The following is a 19,208-nucleotide window of genomic DNA, read 5'->3' as shown; positions in this document are numbered from 1 at the left end:
TTTAATATGGCTGGTCGACCGACTATTTTGTTACATTTGAATCCTAAAAAAACAATAGCCGGCCAAAAATGCGTTTACTGCAAATTCTTATTCTTGTTACGTATTTTTTGGTTCAGCCTGCAGGACTTAAAGGGCAGTCAGGACCAGCGGATAATGGCAAATCTCCGTATGGCAATTATGCGCTTAAAACCTATACCATTTCTGATGGCCTTCCTTCTAAAAACACGACGGCTACGTTTAAGGATAAAAGGGGATTCATCTGGGTAGGGACTGAAAATGGCCTTTGCCGTTTTGATGGGTATACTTTCAAAATCTTTTACCATAAGCCCGGCGACAGGTCCTCGATCAGCAACAACTTCATCAGTACGATCGTAGAGGACCACAAAGGAAGGCTATGGGTAGGAACGATGGATGGATTAAATGTGATGGATCCGCTGAAAGAAACCTTCCAGTCCTTTTACCACAAGGAATCCATTGCCTCGTCCATCAGTAACAACAAGATATGGTCCCTGCTTTGCGACAAACAGGGGAACATCTGGGTAGGAACGGATGATGGCTTTAACCGGTACCAGGAAGCCTCAAAATCCTTTAAGGTGTATCAGCCCAATCAAAAATCACCAAATGCCATGCTGGGTAAATCGGTCAACTCAATTATTGAAGACGGGCAGGGCAGGCTATGGCTGGGGAACTGGAGCGGAGGATTAAACAGCTTCGATAAACGCACACAGCAATTCAAAAACTTTCCGCAGAAACAACTGCCCGGACTGAAAAACCCGAACGATGTATGGGCAATCGCCTACGATGAAAAGGGAGCGATCTGGGTGGGCACTTATTGGAGTGGATTGTTTCGCTTTGACCTTAAAAATAATACCTTCAGCCCGGTTAAAGCTCCGGATAAAAACAATCCGGGAATTTATAGCATCCTTCCCGTATCGGGCAATACCTTACTGGTTGGCGGCAGCAATGGTTTTCACTGGCTGGATACCGAAAGCAACAAATGGGAGCCGGTAAAAAATCTGGTCAACTATGCCTTTGGCGATGCCTATAAAGACCGGGATGGCATCATCTGGATCAATGCTAAGAATGGCTTTGTAAAGATCGACAGCAAACAATACAAATTTGACCTGAAAGCGCTTCAGTTGGCCGGGGCCGAAGTGAAAAGTCTGGCCGCCAAAGATGATCAGATCTGGGTGGGAACGAATAAAGGATTGTACACTTTCGATTATAAATCAGGAAAGCTCTCGGCATTTAAGAAAAATGGCGCACACAACAGCCTGGAAAGTAACGACATCAGTAAGCTTTATTTCGATGCCAAAGGAACACTGTGGATCCTGACGGAGGATGGATTTGACAGTTATGACCCGGTGAATAAGACATTTTCGCATCATGACCACCATTCTGCCCTGGGCAGCCTGTTTAATGAGGATGTTTTCCGGGATATCCTGGAGGTTGAACCCGGAATCTATTACCTGGCTACAGATGCAGGGCTTAAAGTTTACAACAGCCATAACCATACCTTCAAACATTATTACAGCAATAAAAAAGATAAATATGCGCTGAGCAATAACCATTTGTATTCTTTGTTAAAGGATCAGAAAGGAGACATCTGGATCGGTACTTACGGAGGTGGTCTGAACCGTTTCAATCCCCGGACAGAACGCTTCGAGGTTTTCCGTTCAGAGGAACGTTCCAATGGTGGAATCAGCAGCAACATCATCAGGGCCCTGTTTCAGGATTCCCGGCAAAACATCTGGGTAGCCACCCCGGACGGACTGAATAGATTTGAGGCCAGGGATCAGAAATTTGTGGTGTACTCCAAAAAGGATGGCTTTGCGAGCAATGTATTCAGGGACATTGCAGAAGACCGCAATGGCAACCTTTGGGTGGCTACGGAAAGCGGACTCTCGAGATTTGATCCAAAAAACAGTAAGGTCCGGAATTTTGATGAGGCGGATGGCATCTATGTGAATTCCGTACTGGTGAATGGGGGGAAAGACCTTTACCTCGCCGGAGCATTAGGCCTGATCAGATTTGACCCGCTGGCCATTCCCTTCAATAAAATCGTTCCATCGGTCTATTTTACAGATTTTCAATTGTTTAATAAGCCGGTGCTCCCGGATCCAAAGGGACCATTAAAACAAAACCTGAACCTCAGCACCAAGCTGACTCTGGATTATGAGCAAAGCGTATTCTCCTTCGAATTCGTCGGACTCAATTACCGCTATCCGGAAAAAAATGAATATGCGTATAAATTGCTGGGCTTTGATAAAAAATGGAACCATGTAGGGACACAAAGAAAAGCGACGTATACAAACTTAAACCCGGGAACCTATAAGCTCTGGATCAGGGCCTCAAATAACGATGGCGTCTGGAATGAAGAGGGAAAAGTATTGATCATCAACATTCGTCCGCCATGGTACTGGACCTGGTGGGCCTATACACTCTATGCAGCCACAATTGCGCTGCTCATTTACCTGTACCTGCTTTACCGGAATAAACAGGCCGATCTGAAATACAAAATCAAAGTTGCGAGCATAGAAAGTGAAAAGGAAAAAGAACTCAGTGAAAAGAAACTCTCTTTCTTTACAAACATCTCCCATGAGTTCCGGACGCCCTTAACCCTGATCATCAATCCAATTAAGGAATTGCTGTACCATGACGATAAAGATGTGGATACGAGCAACCTCAATATTGTTTACCGGAATGCAAAACGGCTATTGAGTCTGGTAGATCAGCTCCTGCTCTTCAGGAAAGCGGATGCCCAGGCAGACAAACTGAAGGCCACAGATCTGGACATGGTCAACCTTTGTAAGGAAGTTTACCTTTGCTTTTCCCATCAGGCCAATTCCAGAGGAATTGCCTACGATTTTGTAAGCTCATCGGAGCACATCTGGATCTATGCAGACCGCGAGAAACTGGAAATCGCTATATTTAACCTGCTTTCAAATGCGATTAAATTTACACCTGAAGGTGGAAGTGTAAGGCTTGAAATCCTGGAAAGCGGGGATCAGCTGAATATTAAAGTGATCGATACCGGTTGTGGCATCCCTGAGGCTGCAGGAGAGAAAATCTACAACAGGTTTTACCAGGAAACGGATGAAAATACTTCCCTGAGAACCGGTTTTGGAATCGGATTGTTCCTGGTCCGCAATTTCATCGAAAACCATGGCGGTTCCATTACCTATACGAGTGTACCCAATCAGGGCACTACCTTTGTCATCAGCCTGAAAAAAGGAAAACAACACATCCATCCCGATCAGGTCATCCCTGTTTCTGAAAGTACTTCCATGTTGCTGATGGAGCTGGCAGAAGAGCAGGACAACACCAGACGGGAGGAAGAACCGGTCATTGCCGAAGCTCAGGACGAAGCACTGGCTTCAGAAAAGAAAACCATACTGATCATCGACGATAATAAATCAATCAGGGATTACCTGATGAGCATTTTCAAACCTTATTATCATTTGCATCTCGCCACAAGCGGGGAAGAGGGAATGACAATGATCAGAGAATTACTGCCTGATTTCATCATCAGTGATGTCATGATGCAGGGCATCAGCGGCATTGAAATCTGTAGCCTGGTGAAAGAAGATGCTGCTTTAAGCCATATTCCGGTAGTATTGCTCACCGCCAGTTCATCTCCCGAGATTAAACTGAAGGGACTGGAAACCGGAGCGGACGATTACATCAGCAAACCTTTCGACAAAGACTTACTCATCGCCAGGGTGGCCGGAATCCTGAAAAGCAAGAACAGCCTGCAGAAGTATTTCTATAACGAGATCACCTTAAACCCCACAACATCAAAAATCTCTGCGGAATACCGGGATTTTTTACAGGAATGTATCCGGATCGTTGAGCAACACATCACCGATCCCAATTTCAATATCCAGGTACTGGCGGAGGAAATCGGCATTTCCCGCTCCAGCCTGTTCAATAAAATAAAGTCCATTTCCGGAAGGTCATCCAACAGCTTCATCCGTTTCATCCGCCTGAGAAAAGCAGCGGAAATTTTTATCAATACAGACAATACCATTTCGGAAACGATGTTCATGGTCGGCATCAACGACATCAAATATTTCAGGGAACAATTCAATAAACTGTTCCACATGAACCCTTCCGATTATATCCGGAAATACAGGAAGAACTTTTCCAATAACATCACCCTGAGTAAAGAGCTCAAGAAAAAATAATCCGGCACTGCTTCTCCGGGATTAAATTTCCCTTATTCTGCCTTTTTTGGCTTTTTAGGGGTAAAATGGATGTTTTACCCCTCACATATTCTCAGTTTGCCCCCCTGTATTCTCTGCAAAACCATCGAATTTAGCTTCTGTCAACACCATACAGATCTCCTTAACAGGGCTGCGCGCACAGCCGGATTTCCGATATAGCCGTTGATGAGCTAATCCTAAAACCAAATATAAACGATATGAGAAAAGTTATACAAAACGTGTATGCTCCGTTTTGGCTGATGACGAAAAGGGTCTTTGTGGTCACCGCTATGAATGCGTTGCTGCTTTCCGCCCAGTCTGCAAAAGCCTCCGAACGGCTGACTGTCAATATTCGCCAGAATGTAGTCACCGGAACTGTCTACGACGAAAAGGGAGGTACCTTGCCGGGCGTTAGCGTACTGGTAAAAGGAACGACAACCGCGGCCATTACCAATGCACAGGGAAAGTATTCCATTAAAGTTCCGGCCGACAATTCGGTACTCGTATTTAGCTATGTGGGCTATACCAACCTGGAACTTCCGGTTTCCGGAAAAGCGGTGCTCGATGCCAGACTATCACCCGATTCCCGCTCGCTGAACGAACTCATCGTGGTGGGTTACGGTACGCAAAAGAAAGAAACAGTAACCGGATCGATCTCTCAGATCAAAGGAGCAGATCTGGTAAAAAGTCCGCAACCCAATTTATCCAATTCATTGGCGGGCAGGTTCTCCGGAGTCATCGTCAATAACAGAGGTGGGGAACCTGGTTATGATGGCTCAAACATCACCATCCGCGGACAAGCAACTACAGGAAGCAATAGTGTTCTGGTAGTCGTTGATGGAATTCCGGGCCAAACCGGCGGACTGGAACGTCTGGATCCGAACGACATCGAAAGTGTTTCGGTCTTAAAAGATGCTTCCGCTGCCATCTATGGAAACCGCGCCGCAAATGGGGTCATCCTCGTCACCACCAAAAGAGGGAAGACGGGCAAACCTTCCATCAGCTATAGCTTTAACCAGGGCTTCAGCTCGCCAACACGTTTGCCAAAGCTGGCAGATGCAGCAACCTATGCGCAACTGATGAATGAGATCAATTTCGACTCCAGTCCTTCAGGAGGCATGAACCAGTCTTACAGCGAAGCGCAAATCCAGAAATTCAGAGATGGTTCCGATCCTTTGCTTTATCCAAATACCGACTGGGCAAAAACGGTGCTTAAAGATGTCACCAAACAAAGTCAACATAGTCTTTCCGTAACCGGAGGAACCGAAGATGTGAAATATTACGTTTCCATGGGGATGATCAACCAGGATGGTTTGTATAAAAACGGAGTGGCCAATTATAAACAATACAATTTCCGTTCAAATGTGGACGCCAACATCAGCAAACGCCTGAAAGTAGGCTTGTCACTTGCCGGGAGAGAGGAAGACCGTAAATTCCCGATTACCGGTGCGGGTGATTTGTTCCGCTCCATTTACAGGGCCAAACCGATCGTTGCCGCCTACTACCCGAATGGATTTCCGACCAGAGGAATTGAAGGCTCAAACCCTGCGGTATTGGCCACAGATTTAGGTGGAACGAGCAACAACCCTACACAGGTATTAAATGCGATCCTGAAAGGAAGCTACCAGATCCCTGGGATTGAAGGATTGTCTGCAGACGGATTTTTCTCTGTTGATAAATCCAATGTCTTCACCAAGACCTTTAATAAACCTTACCTGTTGTACGAATATCAGCCTTCCTCAGACAGTTATAAATCTGACATCTATGGAGGAAACAACAAAAAAGCGACGCTTAAAGAATCTCAGCAAAGGGAATCCCTGCTGACTTCCAATATCAAACTGAACTTCACACGTCGTTTTGGTCTTCACGACATCAATGCTTTTGTGGGTTATGAGCAGAGTAAAAACAACATCGAATATTTTGATGCAGAACGCTTCAATTACCTCTCTACCCAATTGCCGGAATTGTCGCAGGGTGGAACAGCGGCAACAGATTACCTGAATTCGGGGTATAGTTCTAATTATACCCGCAGAAGTATCATCAGCAGAATCGCTTATGCTTACGACGACAAATACCTGTTTGAAGGTCAGCTTCGCCGTGATGGATCTTCCATTTTTGCAAAAGGCAACCAGTGGGGATCTTTTCCTTCGGTTTCTGCGGGATGGCGCATCAATAAAGAGAAATGGTTTAGCGAAAGCGTGAAGTTCTTTGATGAACTGAAACTAAGGGCCTCCTATGGTTCACTGGGAAATGACAATGTGAAAGGATTTCAGTTCTACGACAATTACATCCTGATCAACAACGGATTTGTCGCACAGGCACCGGGTGGAAGCCCAACCATTCAGCCGGGCGTAGGCTTGTCAAAATTGGCCAATCCCGACATTACCTGGGAAGTTGCAAAAAAACTGGATATCGGGATCAATGCTACCTTCTTAAAGAACTTTACCCTGGAGGCGATCTATTTCAAACAACAAAGGTCTGATATCCTGGCGGCACGTAATGCTTCTCTTCCGGGATCATCCGGAATTGTGAATCCTTATAATGATAAAAGTGCCAGTTACAACCCATTGGTTCCTTCAGAAAACATTGGTAAAGTAAACAGCGAAGGTTTTGAAGGTACATTGGGTTATGCCCGGCGTGGATCTGAATTCAACTGGGGCGTATCGGGTAACTTCACTTATGCCAAAAGCAAAATCATCTTCGTTGATGAGGCATCGGGTACTTTAGCTTACCAGAGAGAAACCGGAGGGCCTTTAAACAGTTACCTGTTGTACAACGCCGTTGGATTGTTCCGCACACAGGCAGAACTGGACAATTATCCGCATGTACCGGGTGCTAAGGTAGGGGACCTGAAATTCCAGGATTTTAACGGAGATGGTGTGCTGAATGCAGACGACATGACGCGTCAGAAATATGGCAACATCCCTCAGATCACTTACGGTTTTAACTTCAACGCTTCTTATAAAAACTTCGACCTGTCGGTGCTGTTTGCAGGTCAGACACAGGTAAGCCAGTATGTATTACCGGAGTCGGGCAGCATCGGGAACTTCTACAGCAGCTGGGCAGACAACAGGTTCAGTCCAACCAATCCGAACGGCAGTTATCCGAAAGTGACCGAACGGGCATCCAATGCGATCAGTGGCGGTGGCTATAGAAATACCTTCTGGTTAAACAACGCCTCCTTCCTGCGACTTAAAAACGTGGAGCTGGCCTATAACCTGAAAGGGGAGTTCCTGTCGAAAATCAAGATTTCCGGAGTCCGTTTATTTGCAAGTGCATTCAACTTGTTCACCATCACCAAAGTAAAAGATTATGATCCGGAAGGAAACAGCGAAAGTGGTCAGTTTTACCCTCAGCAAAGGATCATCAATTTAGGTGCAAACGTTAAATTTTAAATCTTGTCAAAATGAAGTACAAATATAGCATACCAGTTTTTATCTTAATCAGCGGTGTACTGGCACTGAGTTCATGTAAAAAAGATTTTCTGGACGTGACGGCGACAGACCGGATTCCTACCAATACACTGGAATCGGATACCGCGGTATTTGAAGCTTTTGTGACCAACGGATACATTGGGACAAAACTTCAGGATAAAGAGGCCGATGGTACCAATCCCGGATTTGGCCGTGGTTTTGAATACAGCATGTGGAGTTCGCTAACCGACGAATCTATCTATAATAATGACGATGCCACCTGGATCATCCAGCGGGGACAGTTAGCCCCGGAAAACCTGGGTGCATTGGGCGTAATCTGGGGCAGAAGTTACCGCAGTATCCGCGAATGTAATTATGCATTGACTGTGCTCTCAAAGATCCAGATGAGCGCTGCACATAAAACGATGCTGGAGGGGGAAATCAAATTCATCAGGGCATTTCGCTACCAGGACCTGATCAGAAACTATGGAAAAGTAGTCCTGATGGGGGATCAGGTGCTGGGTTTAAAAGATGATTTACAGAACCCGGACTTGTTCAAAAGGGCAACGATCAAAGAAGGAATCGACTATGTGGTTTCCCAGCTGGACGATGCCGCATCAAAATTACCACTGGACAATAGTGCGGCATGGGTTGGTGGAAGGGCCACTAAAGGAGCCGCGCTGGCACTGAAATCCAGGTTAACCTTATATGCAGCGAGTCCTCTCTATGCTGCAGGTACCTGGGAAGCTGCCGCCACAGCAGCACAACAGGTGATCGCATTAAACAAATACAACCTTTATCAGGGCGGTTACGCAAACTTATTCCTGATCAACCAAAGCACAGAATCTATATTCGAAAGGGTATACACCAAGAATGCCAACCATGTACACCTGGAAATTGCAAACGGACCAAATGGATATGGGGGATGGGCAGGAAATACACCTACGCAGACGATGGTAGAAGCTTATGACCTGACCAATGGTTTACCGGCAAATACAACGAACCCTTTATACGATCCGGCAAAACCTTATGAAAACCGTGATCCGCGTTTTAAAGCAACGATATTGTACAATGGGGCAGCTTACCGCGAACGTAATGTGGAAACCTTTATCCCGGGAGGAAAAGACAGCAGAGATGGAAACGACAACTGGAACACGACCAAAACGGGTTACTATCTTAAAAAGTTCATGAACGATGCTTATCCATTGCAAAACCCATGGGGCAATGCAGGTTTTCAACCCTGGATCTATTTCAGGTATGCAGAGATCCTGCTCAATTTTGCAGAAGCTTCGAATGAAGCCTATGGTCCGGATGCGGTACCTTCCGGAGCTTCCTTCAGCGCCCGTCAGGCCATCAATATGATCCGTTCCAGAGCGGGTGTAAACATGCCGGCAGTAGCAGCAGTGGGACAAGCGGATATGCGTACGGCCATCAGACATGAACGTCAGATCGAACTGGCATTCGAAGAACACCGTTTTTATGATGTGAGAAGGTGGAAAATTGCTGAGGTAACAGAAAACCTGCCTTGCCGCGGAATCATCATCACCAAAAATAACGATGGCAGTTTCAGTTTTGCGGGTAAGATCGCACTGGACGGCCGCAAATTTGAACCGAAGCATTACTGGTTGCCGATCCCGAGAGCGGAAATCCTTGCTTCGGGAAATAAACTGGACCAAAACCCGCTTTATTAGCATTGTTAAATACACACACCTGAATACACACGCACCTGAATACCTAAACTCCGGAAAGCCTGGCTTTCCGGATGTTTTTTATCCCAATTGAGAAGATATGTATAAGAATAAAAACCGGGTCATGCTTCAGATGACCTTTGCAGTTTTGCTGCTGTTGCCCGCTCTGGTGAAAAGCCAGAATGCACTTCCGGTTAAAGTCCGGATAGACGCTGCTCATCCGATGCAAACGATAGAAGGATTTGGCGCTTCCGATGCCTGGACCTGTCAGTATGCCGGCCTTTGGCCGGAAGAGAAAAAAAAGAAAATGGCCGATCTGTTATTTAGCAATGACCTTGATGCCAAAGGAAATCCAAAGGGAATCGGACTGAACTTATGGCGTTTTAGCATCGGTGCCGGAAGTGATCAGCAAGGTGCTGAAAGTGGCATCAGAGATCAGGACCGCCGGCAAGCTTCTTTTTTAAAGCTCGACGGAACCTATGATGAGGCTGCAATGCGAGGACAAATGTGGTTCATGCATGCCGCCAAAGCAAGAGGGGTAAAGAAATTCCTGGGTTTCGTGAACAGCCCACATGTGAACTTTACAAAAAACGGGAAAGCGTATTCCAGCGATGGCAAAAGCAACCTCGACTTCAATAAGAAAAATGCTTTTGCTCAGGATGTTCTGAAGACCATTCAGATCATAAAAAAGCAAAGCGGAATCACTTTAGATTACCTCAGCCCGGTAAATGAGCCCCAATGGAAATGGGATGAAGGTAAGCAGGAAGGATGTCCTTATACCAATGCTGAAATCGCAGAGCTGGTGAGGACATTGAGCCCGGCCTTAAAGAATGGCGGCGTAAATACCAAAATACAAATTGCAGATGCCGGACAACTGGACTACCTGACGGATCACAAAGACACCCCTAAAAGCCAGCAGATCTCTTATTTTTTCAATGCCGGATCACCGGGCTATCTTGCAGATCTGCCCAATCTGGACCGGAGCATTTCAGGACACAGCTATTTTACCACTAGCCCTGAAGAACGTTCCATCAGCATCAGAACCAAGGTCGCCGCTGAAGTGGAGAAAGCCGGAAATCTCCGCTTTTGGATGTCGGAATATTGTGTGCTCGGCGACGCACTGCTGAAAGGAGAGGGCAGGGATACAGGAATGACCACCGCACTGTTTATTGCAAAACTGATGCACCATGATTTCAGCTATGCCAATGCCACTTCCTGGCAATGGTGGCTGGCCATTTCAGCAGGGGATTATAAAGATGGCCTGGTGTACCTCGACCGGGATAAAAACAAAGACAAAAACGACGGAACTGTGGTGGAAAGCAAATTGCTTTGGGGAATGGGAAATTACAGCCGTTTCATACCTGAAGGAAGTCGCCGGTTACCCATAAAAATGGAAAATGGCGATCAGGTGTATACCTCAAGCTACAGCCATGAGGGTAAAATCATCACCGTAATTGTCAATACCCGAAAAGAAGCGGTCTCTCTGGAAATCGAGGGCATCAGCAAAAAACAAAGAAAAATAAAAACATATACGACCTCGGCGGGTTTGAGTCTGGCGGCCGGAACAGTCAATTCGAATGTTATTAAGATTCTGCCGGAATCAATCACCACACTGATCACAAATCAAACCACCACAAGCATACCACTTAAAAATAGCAATTAACATGCTTCTGGTAGCTTCATAACCGATGAATAACAATAATGACTGATGAAATTTAATCAAGCCCAAATGAAAACTTTAAGATACCTTTTTTGTCTGTTAGCCCTTCCTTTAGCGATATTGACGAATACCGAAAAAGCCAATGCCCAGCAACATACTTTCGCCCTGAGCGACAGCACTTTTTTGCTCGATAATAAACCTTTCCAGATCATCTCCGGAGAAATCCATTACCCCAGGGTTCCAAGAGCAGCCTGGAGACAACGCATGAAAATGGCAAAAGCCATGGGACTCAATACCATCGGAACTTATGTGTTCTGGAACCTGCATGAACCGGAAAAGAACAAGTTCGATTTTACAGGCAACAACGACATCGCCGCATTTGTAAGAATTGCCAAAGAAGAAGGCCTTTGGGTGATCCTGAGGCCGAGCCCTTATGTTTGCGCAGAATGGGAGTTTGGAGGATATCCCTACTGGCTGCAGAATGAAAAAGGACTGGAGGTCAGAAGCAAAGAAAAGCAGTACCTGAAAGAATATGAAACCTATATCAAAGCAGTAGGAAAACAACTGGCGCCTTTACAAATCAACCATGGGGGCAACATCCTGATGGTACAGGTGGAAAACGAATACGGATCTTACAGCAATGATAAAGAATACCTTTCCATCAACAGGGAGTTATTTAAGGAAGCCGGATTCGACGGATTACTGTATACCTGCGATCCTGAAGCAGACCTGAGCAACGGACACCTGCCGGGCTTATTGCCAGCCATCAACGGGCAGGACAAACCTGCCATCGTGAAAAGTAAAATTAAAGCCTTAAACGAAGGTAAAGGTCCGTTCTTTATTGCAGAATGGTACCCTGCATGGTTCGACTGGTGGGGAACAGCACACCATACGGTTCCTGCAGAAAAATATACGGGTAAACTTGATGCCGTACTAAAAGCAGGCATTTCCATCAATATGTACATGTTCCATGGAGGCAGTACCCGTGGTTTTATGAATGGCGCCAATTATAAAGAAGGTACTCCTTATGAACCTCAGATCAGCAGTTACGATTATGATGCCCCATTGGATGAAGCGGGCAATGCAACGGATAAGTTTATGAAATTCAGGACCGTGATTCAAAACAATCTGCCTGCCGGACAAACACTTCCTGAAGTTCCTGCAGCCAAGCCTTCCATGGCAATTCCGGCAATTCAGTTTGAATCTGCCATCAGGGTAGCTGATCTTTTAACGAATCCCGTACGCAATCTAAAACCCATGACTTTCGAAGACCTGAACCAGGCTTACGGATTCGTCTGGTACCGCAGTACCTTAAATGGTGGCAAAACAGGCACGCTGAAAATCAAGGAACTGAGAGATTACGCGGTCATCATGGTCAACGGAAAACGTGTGGGCATTCTGGATCGCCGCCATGCTCAGGATAGTCTGTCGATCACGCTGCCGAAAGGAAAGGTAACATTGGATATTTTAGTAGAAAACCTGGGAAGGATCAATTTCGGACCGAACCTGCTTAAGAATAAAAAGGGAATCACGGAATCGGTTAGTTTTGCAGGTATTGAAGTCAAAAACTGGACGATGTTTAAGCTGCCTTTCAATACGGTGAACCAATTGAAATTCAAGACCGCTTACAAGGCGAGTAATACCCCGGTCATCAGAAAAGGAACATTTACCCTGAGCAGCACTGCCGATACCTATCTGGACATGCAGAAATGGGGTAAAGGTATGGTTTGGGTAAATGGCAATAACCTGGGTAAATATTGGGAAGCAGGACCGCAACAAACGCTTTACCTGCCTGCAGAATGGTTAAAGAAAGGGAAAAATGAAATTGTGGTACTGGAACTCATTAAACCGGAACAAGCTGCTTTATCCGGACTGGCCAAACCGATTCTGGATCAGGTAAAACCCGGTGTAAAATAGGTAATCCGGGGGAGGGTTAAGATACAACCCCATCTGGTTAAATTTTGAGCATTGATCAACCGGCGGGTTCTATACTTTTACATTCAGATTTATAGATCCAATACTTCAAGAAAACACCACATGAAACCAACCAAGATGAAATCATTACTCCTGATACTGGCTGCCGGAACAGCTGTACTCCCTGCGGGGGCACAGCAGAAAAAAGACTATCCGATCCAGCCTGTTGCTTTTACGCATGTACATGTAAATGATCAGTTCTGGGCACCGAAAATGCAGGTAAATGCTGCGGTTACCATTCCTTATACTTTGCAGAAGTGTGAAGAGAACGGCCGGATCAACAATTTCCGGATGGCAGCACATGAAGTGGAAGGAGGGACGCTTTCTCAGTTTACCTTTGATGATACCGATGTTTACAAAGTCATTGAAGGCGCTTCGTACGCGATGCAGGTGAAGAAAGATCCGGCAATGGAACTTTACATCGATTCCCTGATTACAATCATCGGCAAAGCACAGGAAAAGGACGGTTACCTGTATACCTTCCGGACGGCAAATGTAAAGAAGCCCCATGAATGGGTGGGTAGCAAAAGATGGGAAAAGGAAGAAGACCTGAGCCATGAACTTTACAATTCCGGCCATTTATATGAATCTGCAGCTGCTTATTTTGAAGCAACAGGAAAACGTACCTTATTAAATATCGCGCTCAAAAATGCCGATCTGCTGGTCAGGGATTTTGGTCCGGGGAAACTCCGGATCTATCCTGGCCATCAGATTGTCGAAATCGGTCTTGTTCGCCTGTATCGCATTACCGGCAATCAAAAATACCTGGATCTGGCCAAGTTTTTCCTCGATGTGAGAGGCCCCAAAGGCGATGCCTACAATCAGGCAAATGCCAGGGTCGTTGATCAGAAAACCGCTGTGGGGCATGCTGTTCGTGCCACCTATATGTATACCGGAATGGCTGATGTGGCCGCGCTGACCGGTGATCAGAATTACCTGAATGCCATCGATAAAATCTGGGAAGATGTGGTCTATAAAAAGTTATACATCACAGGTGGCATAGGCGCTACCGGTAATGGAGAAGCTTTCGGCGAAGCTTACCAATTGCCAAACATGTCTGCCTATGCGGAAACCTGTGCGGCCATCGCCAACATTTACTGGAACAGCAGAATGTTCCAGTTGCATGGGGATGCGAAATACATGGATGTATTGGAAAGAACACTGTACAATGGTTTACTTTCGGGAGTATCTTTAAGCGGCGACCGCTTCTTTTACCCGAATCCACTGGCTTCTATGCATCAGCACCAGCGCAGTGCCTGGTTTTCCTGTGCCTGCTGTATCTCTAACATGACACGGTTTTTGCCCTCTGTACCGGGCTATGTATATGCACAGAACAACAATGACCTTTATGTGAACTTGTTCATGAGCAATAATGCTGATATAAACCTTAAGGCCACAAAAGTAAAGCTTAGTCAAGCCACCGGCTACCCATGGAATGGAAAAGTAGCATTAACCATTGACCCTGAAAAGTCATCCACGTTCGCCCTCCATATCCGCATTCCGGGATGGGCTGCGCATTCGCCGGTACCTGGTGATCTGTATAGCTATATGAATCCTTCTAAAGCATCCTTTAAATTATTGCTCAATAGCAAACCTGCCACTTATCAAATGATCAAAGGTTATGCAGTTGTAGAACGCAAATGGAAAAAAGGAGATCAGCTGACACTCGACCTGCCGATGGAGGTAGAAAAGGTCGTAGCCAATGCAAAAGTAAAAGACGATGTGGGCAGATTTGCTTTTCAGCGCGGACCAATCGTATATTGCCTGGAAGGACCGGACAATAAAGATGGCCTGGTTCAAAACATCATGGTCGACAAAAATGCGAAAGTAAGCACTGCATTTAACAAAGATAAATTAAATGAAATCCAGGAGATCTCGGTAGAAGGGACCGGTACCAAAAGACAGCTGAATTCGGATGAACTGATTGAAGTAAAGCAAAAGGTAACTGCCATTCCATATTATGCCTGGGCCAATCGCGGCCCAAGCGACATGACCGTTTGGATTCCTTATGAAGCTTCTTCGGCCAGGCCACAACCTGCACCCACCATTGCTTCGCTAAGCAAGGTCAGCTCTTCCTCAGATAACCCGCGACTGATGGAAGCCATCAGAGATCAGTACGAGCCGGTAGATTCAAAAGACACCAATTATCCCTATCTGCATTGGTGGCCAAAAAAGAACAGTAAAGAGTATGTACAATATGATTTCGCGGAAGCGCAAACCGTTTCAGAATCTGCAGTCTATTGGTATGACGATCAACCCTGGGGAGGTTGCCGCATTCCGGTTTCTTATCAGGTCCTGTATTTGAAAGAAGGGAAATGGCTGCCGGTTGAAGTCATCAATGATTCGGGAATCGCTAAAGACAAATTTAATGTGCTGAAATTTAAACCGGTAAACACCAGTGCATTGAAACTTGAAGTTCAACTTCCAAAGGAACAATCCTCAGGTATTCATGAATGGAAAGTGAAATAAAAGAGCAATGGCCGGCAGTTATGCCGGCCAGCCTTTTTCATTGCTATAGGTTTCATAGGAAAGCCTGGTGAACAAATTCTCATCTTCCGTTCCCATCTTTTGATTATAGGCTTCATCTGCCAGATATAGTAAAGCCTCAAAGTCCATTTCCTCCGGCATTTCAGTTGGGTTATGACGTACAAGCTCATAATATTCTTTTCCGTTTGCCACCACACAGCAGCGCACATACAGGAAATAATCCACCGAAAAATGTTTGCCATCCTGATAAGAATCCGGGCCAATATTGGAGGCATAAGCAAGACCATCCAGCTGGTACAGCTTTTCCGAAAGAATTTCAGCGAATTGCTGAATGTCTGTTACTTCCATTGCAACCAGTTTTTTTAAGGCCGGTTTTAATACAGCATCATCATCTCCGGTTTTTTTCCAATTGAAAGCGGCGATGACCTCCCAGAATAAGGCTTCGTCCATCGGGCGATAGGCAGAAACTGTCTTTTCAGGGATGGCCTGACCTTCAGATAATTCTTTATAACCACTGCGTTGCTTGTCCACAATCAGCTTTTCCACTTCTTTGGTACAACTGTTTTCATCGGGAAACTGCTTTGTGTTTTCCCTGGCCTTTGCACCTACTTTACCGAAGGTAACCGTATAGCTACTGCCTGATAATTCAACAGTCCAAAGTTTGTTCGATTCTCCTTCCTGATTTAAAAACGTTCTCTTCATTGGTAAATAGTTTTATTCCTTATGCGCCTAAAGTAAAATTAATTTCTTTGATACGCTAATTTGAACGGATGTCATTTTTAAACACCTGAACTTTGAAAGTTATAAAACTGATTTTATATCCTGATTAATAAACGTTAACTTGACGTATATTAGCAGGTGTTGACCGGATTTTAACCTCTTTGCCCTAGAATTCTTCAAGACCTGTTAATATCTGTACATTAATGCTCAATTGATGCTCAATAATCAAACTGCTAACCAAAACAACCGACCATGAAAGTGCTGCCTTTTACTTTGCTTGTACCGGATGATAAAAGTGTAATATCCGAACAGATTGAATTGCCTTATTTCTATCAATACCTTCACCGTCATGAGGAATGGCAGATTACCTGGGTAGAGCGGGGAGAGGGTACCCTTATTGCCGGCAATAACATGCATGCCTTCCGTTCCGGGGACCTTTTCTTAATCGGCGCAAACCTTCCTCATTTATTCAAGAGTAATCCCGAATATTTTGTAGGGGATGAAAGTAAATGCATCAAGGCCAGTTCTGTTTATTTCAACCCTGACGGACGGTTAGCTGGCTTGTTCAAAATGCCTGAACTGAATACGGCCAGCTCCTTTCTGAAGAACAACAAACATGGCTTTAAGGTTCCGGAAAGCTATACTGCGCTGTTATCTGAACGCATGCAGGAATTACATGAAGCAAGCGGATCGGCTGTTTTATTCGCTTTTCTTAATCTAATGGAAGGATTGCAAAGGGTAGAGGAAGAGGTAGAACCCCTTTGCCCCGACTTTTATTCTTCCAATCTTTCAGAACACGAAGGCATGAGGCTCAGCAACATCATTAATTTCATCATGCGCAATTATAACAACCGCATTGACCTGGAAGATGTGGCCAATGCCGCTTACATGACCCCTCAGGCCTTTTGCCGTTATTTCAAAAAACATACCGGACATACCTTCATCTCTTTTTTAAATGAGGTGCGGATCAATGATGCCTGCAAAAGCCTGGTCTCTGATGATAAACCCGACTGTATTTCAGGTATTGCTTATAAAGCCGGCTTCAATAGCATTGCCAACTTCAACAGGGTATTTAAGAATTTAATCGGACGCTCGCCAAGAGCCTATATCGATGAGTACAATAACGTTAGCCGAATAAACAGCATTGCCGGCTGACCTTAAATACAACAGATATTAACGTCTTTTGACCGTATCCTAACCAATTACGGTCGAATTTCTGACCGGAAATTTAATATCTGTACCTTGATATTCAACACCTGATACCAACCAAACCAAAGACCACTAAATGAATAAACCATACCAATTACTGCTCATGATGTGCTTATTGCCCTCAGTTATTTTTTCACAGGAAAAAGCAGCATCCAGTCTCTACGAGCAAACCAGCGAAATGGGGACCACCATCATTACCTATCAACAGGATGTCAAAGCCATTCAGGATTTTTACTGGCCCTACGTGATTGAGGGCACTTATCCGGACATCGCGCGTGTCTGGTATTCGCCTGAACAGCGGAGCCGTCTGCTCAGCGTTCAAAAAGAATACCTGAAAAAAATGGAACAGCTGCAATTTGACGCTTTCAGTGTATATGGAAAAGTAGATTACCTCTTGCTGAAAAAGGAAATTAATAAAGAAATCGCAGGCCTGGAAAAAGCAGAGCTGAATGAAAAGGCGATCCTCAAATACATTCCCTTTGCTGCTGAAATTTATGCGATCGAAAAGGAAAGGCGGAGGGGAAAAGCCATGGACTGGCCGGCGGTAGCTGCAAAGTTAAATGCGGTTACAAAAGAAGTAGCGGCTTTTAATGCCACATCGCTCCAAAAAAACACGCTGAACAAAGCGCAGATAAAAACCATCAAAGACGTAATATATGGCCTGAAAACGAGATTAAGAGGTGTTTATGAATTCTATAAAGGTTACGATCCTTTATTCGATTGGTGGCTGCCGAAGCCCTATGAAACATTGACGCTGGCCTTAAATAATTATGCTTCCCTGTTTTCCGAAAAACAAAGCGAAGCACCTGCTGCTCCAAAAGACAGCAATTATGGAATAAAAGGAAACCCGATAGGGCAGGCAGAGCTGACTGCGCAATTGAAGGCGGAAATGATTCCCTATGGCCCGGAGGAACTCCTTAAAATCGCAGAGAAGGAATTTGCATTTTGCGACCAGGAGTTGTTAAAGGCCTCGGCAGAAATGGGTTTCGGCAAAGACTGGAAGAAAGCCCAGGAGAAGGTGAAACAAAGTTTTGTGCCACCGGGCAAACAGCCCGAACTGATTGTACAATTGCAGGACGATGCGCTGGATTTTATCAAAAAACAGAATTTAATGAACATTCCTGAGCTGGCAAAAGAAACCTGGGGCATGGTCATGATGTCGGCAGAAAGGCAGCTGGTCAACCCTTTTTTTACAGGAGGCCGGGAAATCAGTATTTCGTATCCGACAGCGGCTATGACCGATGAAGATAAACTGATGAGCATGCGGGGCAACAATCCTTATTTTTCAAGAGGGACAGTTCAGCATGAGTTATTGCCGGGGCATCACCTGCAATATTATATGAACAGCAGGTACAAGAATTACCGGGAGCTTTTTACCACTCCCTTTGGAATCGAAGGATGGACCCTCTACTGGGAACTGCTGTTGTACGATAAAGGTTTTGCTAAAAGCCCGGAAGAGCGGATCGGCATGTTGTTCTGGAGGATGCACCGCTGCGCGAGGATCATTTTCTCCCTCAATTATCATTTGGGTAAATGGACACCAGGGCAGTGTGTCGACTTCCTGGTAGACCGGGTAGGGCATGAGCCGGCCAATGCCGAAGGAGAAGTGCGGAGGTCTTTTGAAGGGGGCTACAGCCCATTATATCAGGTGGCTTATATGATTGGAGGATTGCAGCTGATGGCGCTGAAACACGAACTGGTAGACAGCGGAAAAATGACTTATACAGAATTTCATGAGCGGGTGATGAAGGAAAACCTGATTCCTATAGAGATGGTCAGGGCAGCCTTAACCGGACAGTCTTTAAAAAGGGATTTCAGCACCCAATGGCAATTTTACAATTTCAATAGGTAA

Annotated in this window: 9 protein-coding genes; 8 read left to right on the top strand and 1 reads right to left on the bottom strand. The window is 45.3% G+C overall.

Annotated features, from left to right (window positions below; genetic code table 11):
• The first annotated feature begins 68 nt into the window (after positions 1-68).
• The 6 genes from DBR43_RS30980 to DBR43_RS30955 all read left to right on the top strand — a co-directional run bounded on the left by DBR43_RS30980 (position 69) and on the right by DBR43_RS30955 (position 15,409).
• The gene (locus DBR43_RS30980; RefSeq protein ID WP_124587228.1) at positions 69-4,187 is read left to right on the top strand and encodes a two-component regulator propeller domain-containing protein; all 4,119 of its coding nucleotides are present in this window, start codon (positions 69-71) and stop codon (positions 4,185-4,187) included.
• Positions 4,188-4,423: 236 nt separating this feature from the next.
• Positions 4,424-7,600 (top strand): SusC/RagA family TonB-linked outer membrane protein, encoded by a 3,177-nt coding sequence (locus DBR43_RS30975; RefSeq protein ID WP_124587227.1) that lies wholly within the window; start codon positions 4,424-4,426, stop codon positions 7,598-7,600.
• Positions 7,601-7,611: 11 nt separating this feature from the next.
• Positions 7,612-9,309, top strand: coding sequence for a RagB/SusD family nutrient uptake outer membrane protein (locus DBR43_RS30970; RefSeq protein WP_124587226.1), 1,698 nt, complete (start codon positions 7,612-7,614; stop codon positions 9,307-9,309).
• 97 nt (positions 9,310-9,406) lie between these two features.
• The gene (locus tag DBR43_RS30965; protein WP_124587225.1) at positions 9,407-10,969 is read left to right on the top strand and encodes a glycoside hydrolase; all 1,563 of its coding nucleotides are present in this window, start codon (positions 9,407-9,409) and stop codon (positions 10,967-10,969) included.
• A 66-nt stretch (positions 10,970-11,035) separates the two neighbouring features.
• On the top strand, positions 11,036-12,883 hold the full coding sequence (locus tag DBR43_RS30960; RefSeq protein ID WP_124587224.1) for a glycoside hydrolase family 35 protein: 1,848 nt from the start codon (positions 11,036-11,038) through the stop codon (positions 12,881-12,883).
• A 135-nt stretch (positions 12,884-13,018) separates the two neighbouring features.
• The gene (locus DBR43_RS30955) at positions 13,019-15,409 is read left to right on the top strand and encodes a glycoside hydrolase family 127 protein (protein ID WP_124587223.1); all 2,391 of its coding nucleotides are present in this window, start codon (positions 13,019-13,021) and stop codon (positions 15,407-15,409) included.
• A gap of 18 nt (positions 15,410-15,427) precedes the next feature.
• Here the strand turns inward: DBR43_RS30955 and DBR43_RS30950 are convergent, their stop codons facing one another.
• On the bottom strand, positions 15,428-16,129 hold the full coding sequence (locus DBR43_RS30950) for a DUF4240 domain-containing protein (RefSeq protein ID WP_124587222.1): 702 nt from the start codon (positions 16,127-16,129) through the stop codon (positions 15,428-15,430).
• A gap of 270 nt (positions 16,130-16,399) precedes the next feature.
• Here DBR43_RS30950 and DBR43_RS30945 point away from each other — a divergent pair, with 270 nt between their 5' ends.
• The gene (locus DBR43_RS30945) at positions 16,400-17,302 is read left to right on the top strand and encodes an AraC family transcriptional regulator (RefSeq protein ID WP_124587221.1); all 903 of its coding nucleotides are present in this window, start codon (positions 16,400-16,402) and stop codon (positions 17,300-17,302) included.
• Positions 17,303-17,432: 130 nt separating this feature from the next.
• Positions 17,433-19,208, top strand: coding sequence for a DUF885 family protein (locus DBR43_RS30940; RefSeq protein ID WP_124587220.1), 1,776 nt, complete (start codon positions 17,433-17,435; stop codon positions 19,206-19,208).

Source organism: Pedobacter sp. KBW06 (assembly GCF_003852525.1).
In the GTDB taxonomy this organism is placed as follows: domain Bacteria; phylum Bacteroidota; class Bacteroidia; order Sphingobacteriales; family Sphingobacteriaceae; genus Pedobacter.
This window is presented reverse-complemented; position numbering and strand designations above follow the sequence as displayed.

Bases quoted from the DNA above. Each gene is read 5' to 3' on its own strand.
- DBR43_RS30960 (WP_124587224.1), top strand. From the start codon at position 11,036: ATGAAAACTTTAAGATACCTTTTTTGTCTGTTAGCCCTTCCTTTAGCG.
- DBR43_RS30955 (WP_124587223.1), top strand. From the start codon at position 13,019: ATGAAATCATTACTCCTGATACTGGCTGCCGGAACAGCTGTACTCCCT.
- DBR43_RS30940 (WP_124587220.1), top strand. From the start codon at position 17,433: ATGAATAAACCATACCAATTACTGCTCATGATGTGCTTATTGCCCTCA.
- DBR43_RS30945 (WP_124587221.1), top strand. From the start codon at position 16,400: ATGAAAGTGCTGCCTTTTACTTTGCTTGTACCGGATGATAAAAGTGTA.
- DBR43_RS30975 (WP_124587227.1), top strand. From the start codon at position 4,424: ATGAGAAAAGTTATACAAAACGTGTATGCTCCGTTTTGGCTGATGACG.
- DBR43_RS30950 (WP_124587222.1), bottom strand. From the start codon at position 16,129: ATGAAGAGAACGTTTTTAAATCAGGAAGGAGAATCGAACAAACTTTGG.
- DBR43_RS30980 (WP_124587228.1), top strand. From the start codon at position 69: ATGCGTTTACTGCAAATTCTTATTCTTGTTACGTATTTTTTGGTTCAG.
- DBR43_RS30970 (WP_124587226.1), top strand. From the start codon at position 7,612: ATGAAGTACAAATATAGCATACCAGTTTTTATCTTAATCAGCGGTGTA.
- DBR43_RS30965 (WP_124587225.1), top strand. From the start codon at position 9,407: ATGTATAAGAATAAAAACCGGGTCATGCTTCAGATGACCTTTGCAGTT.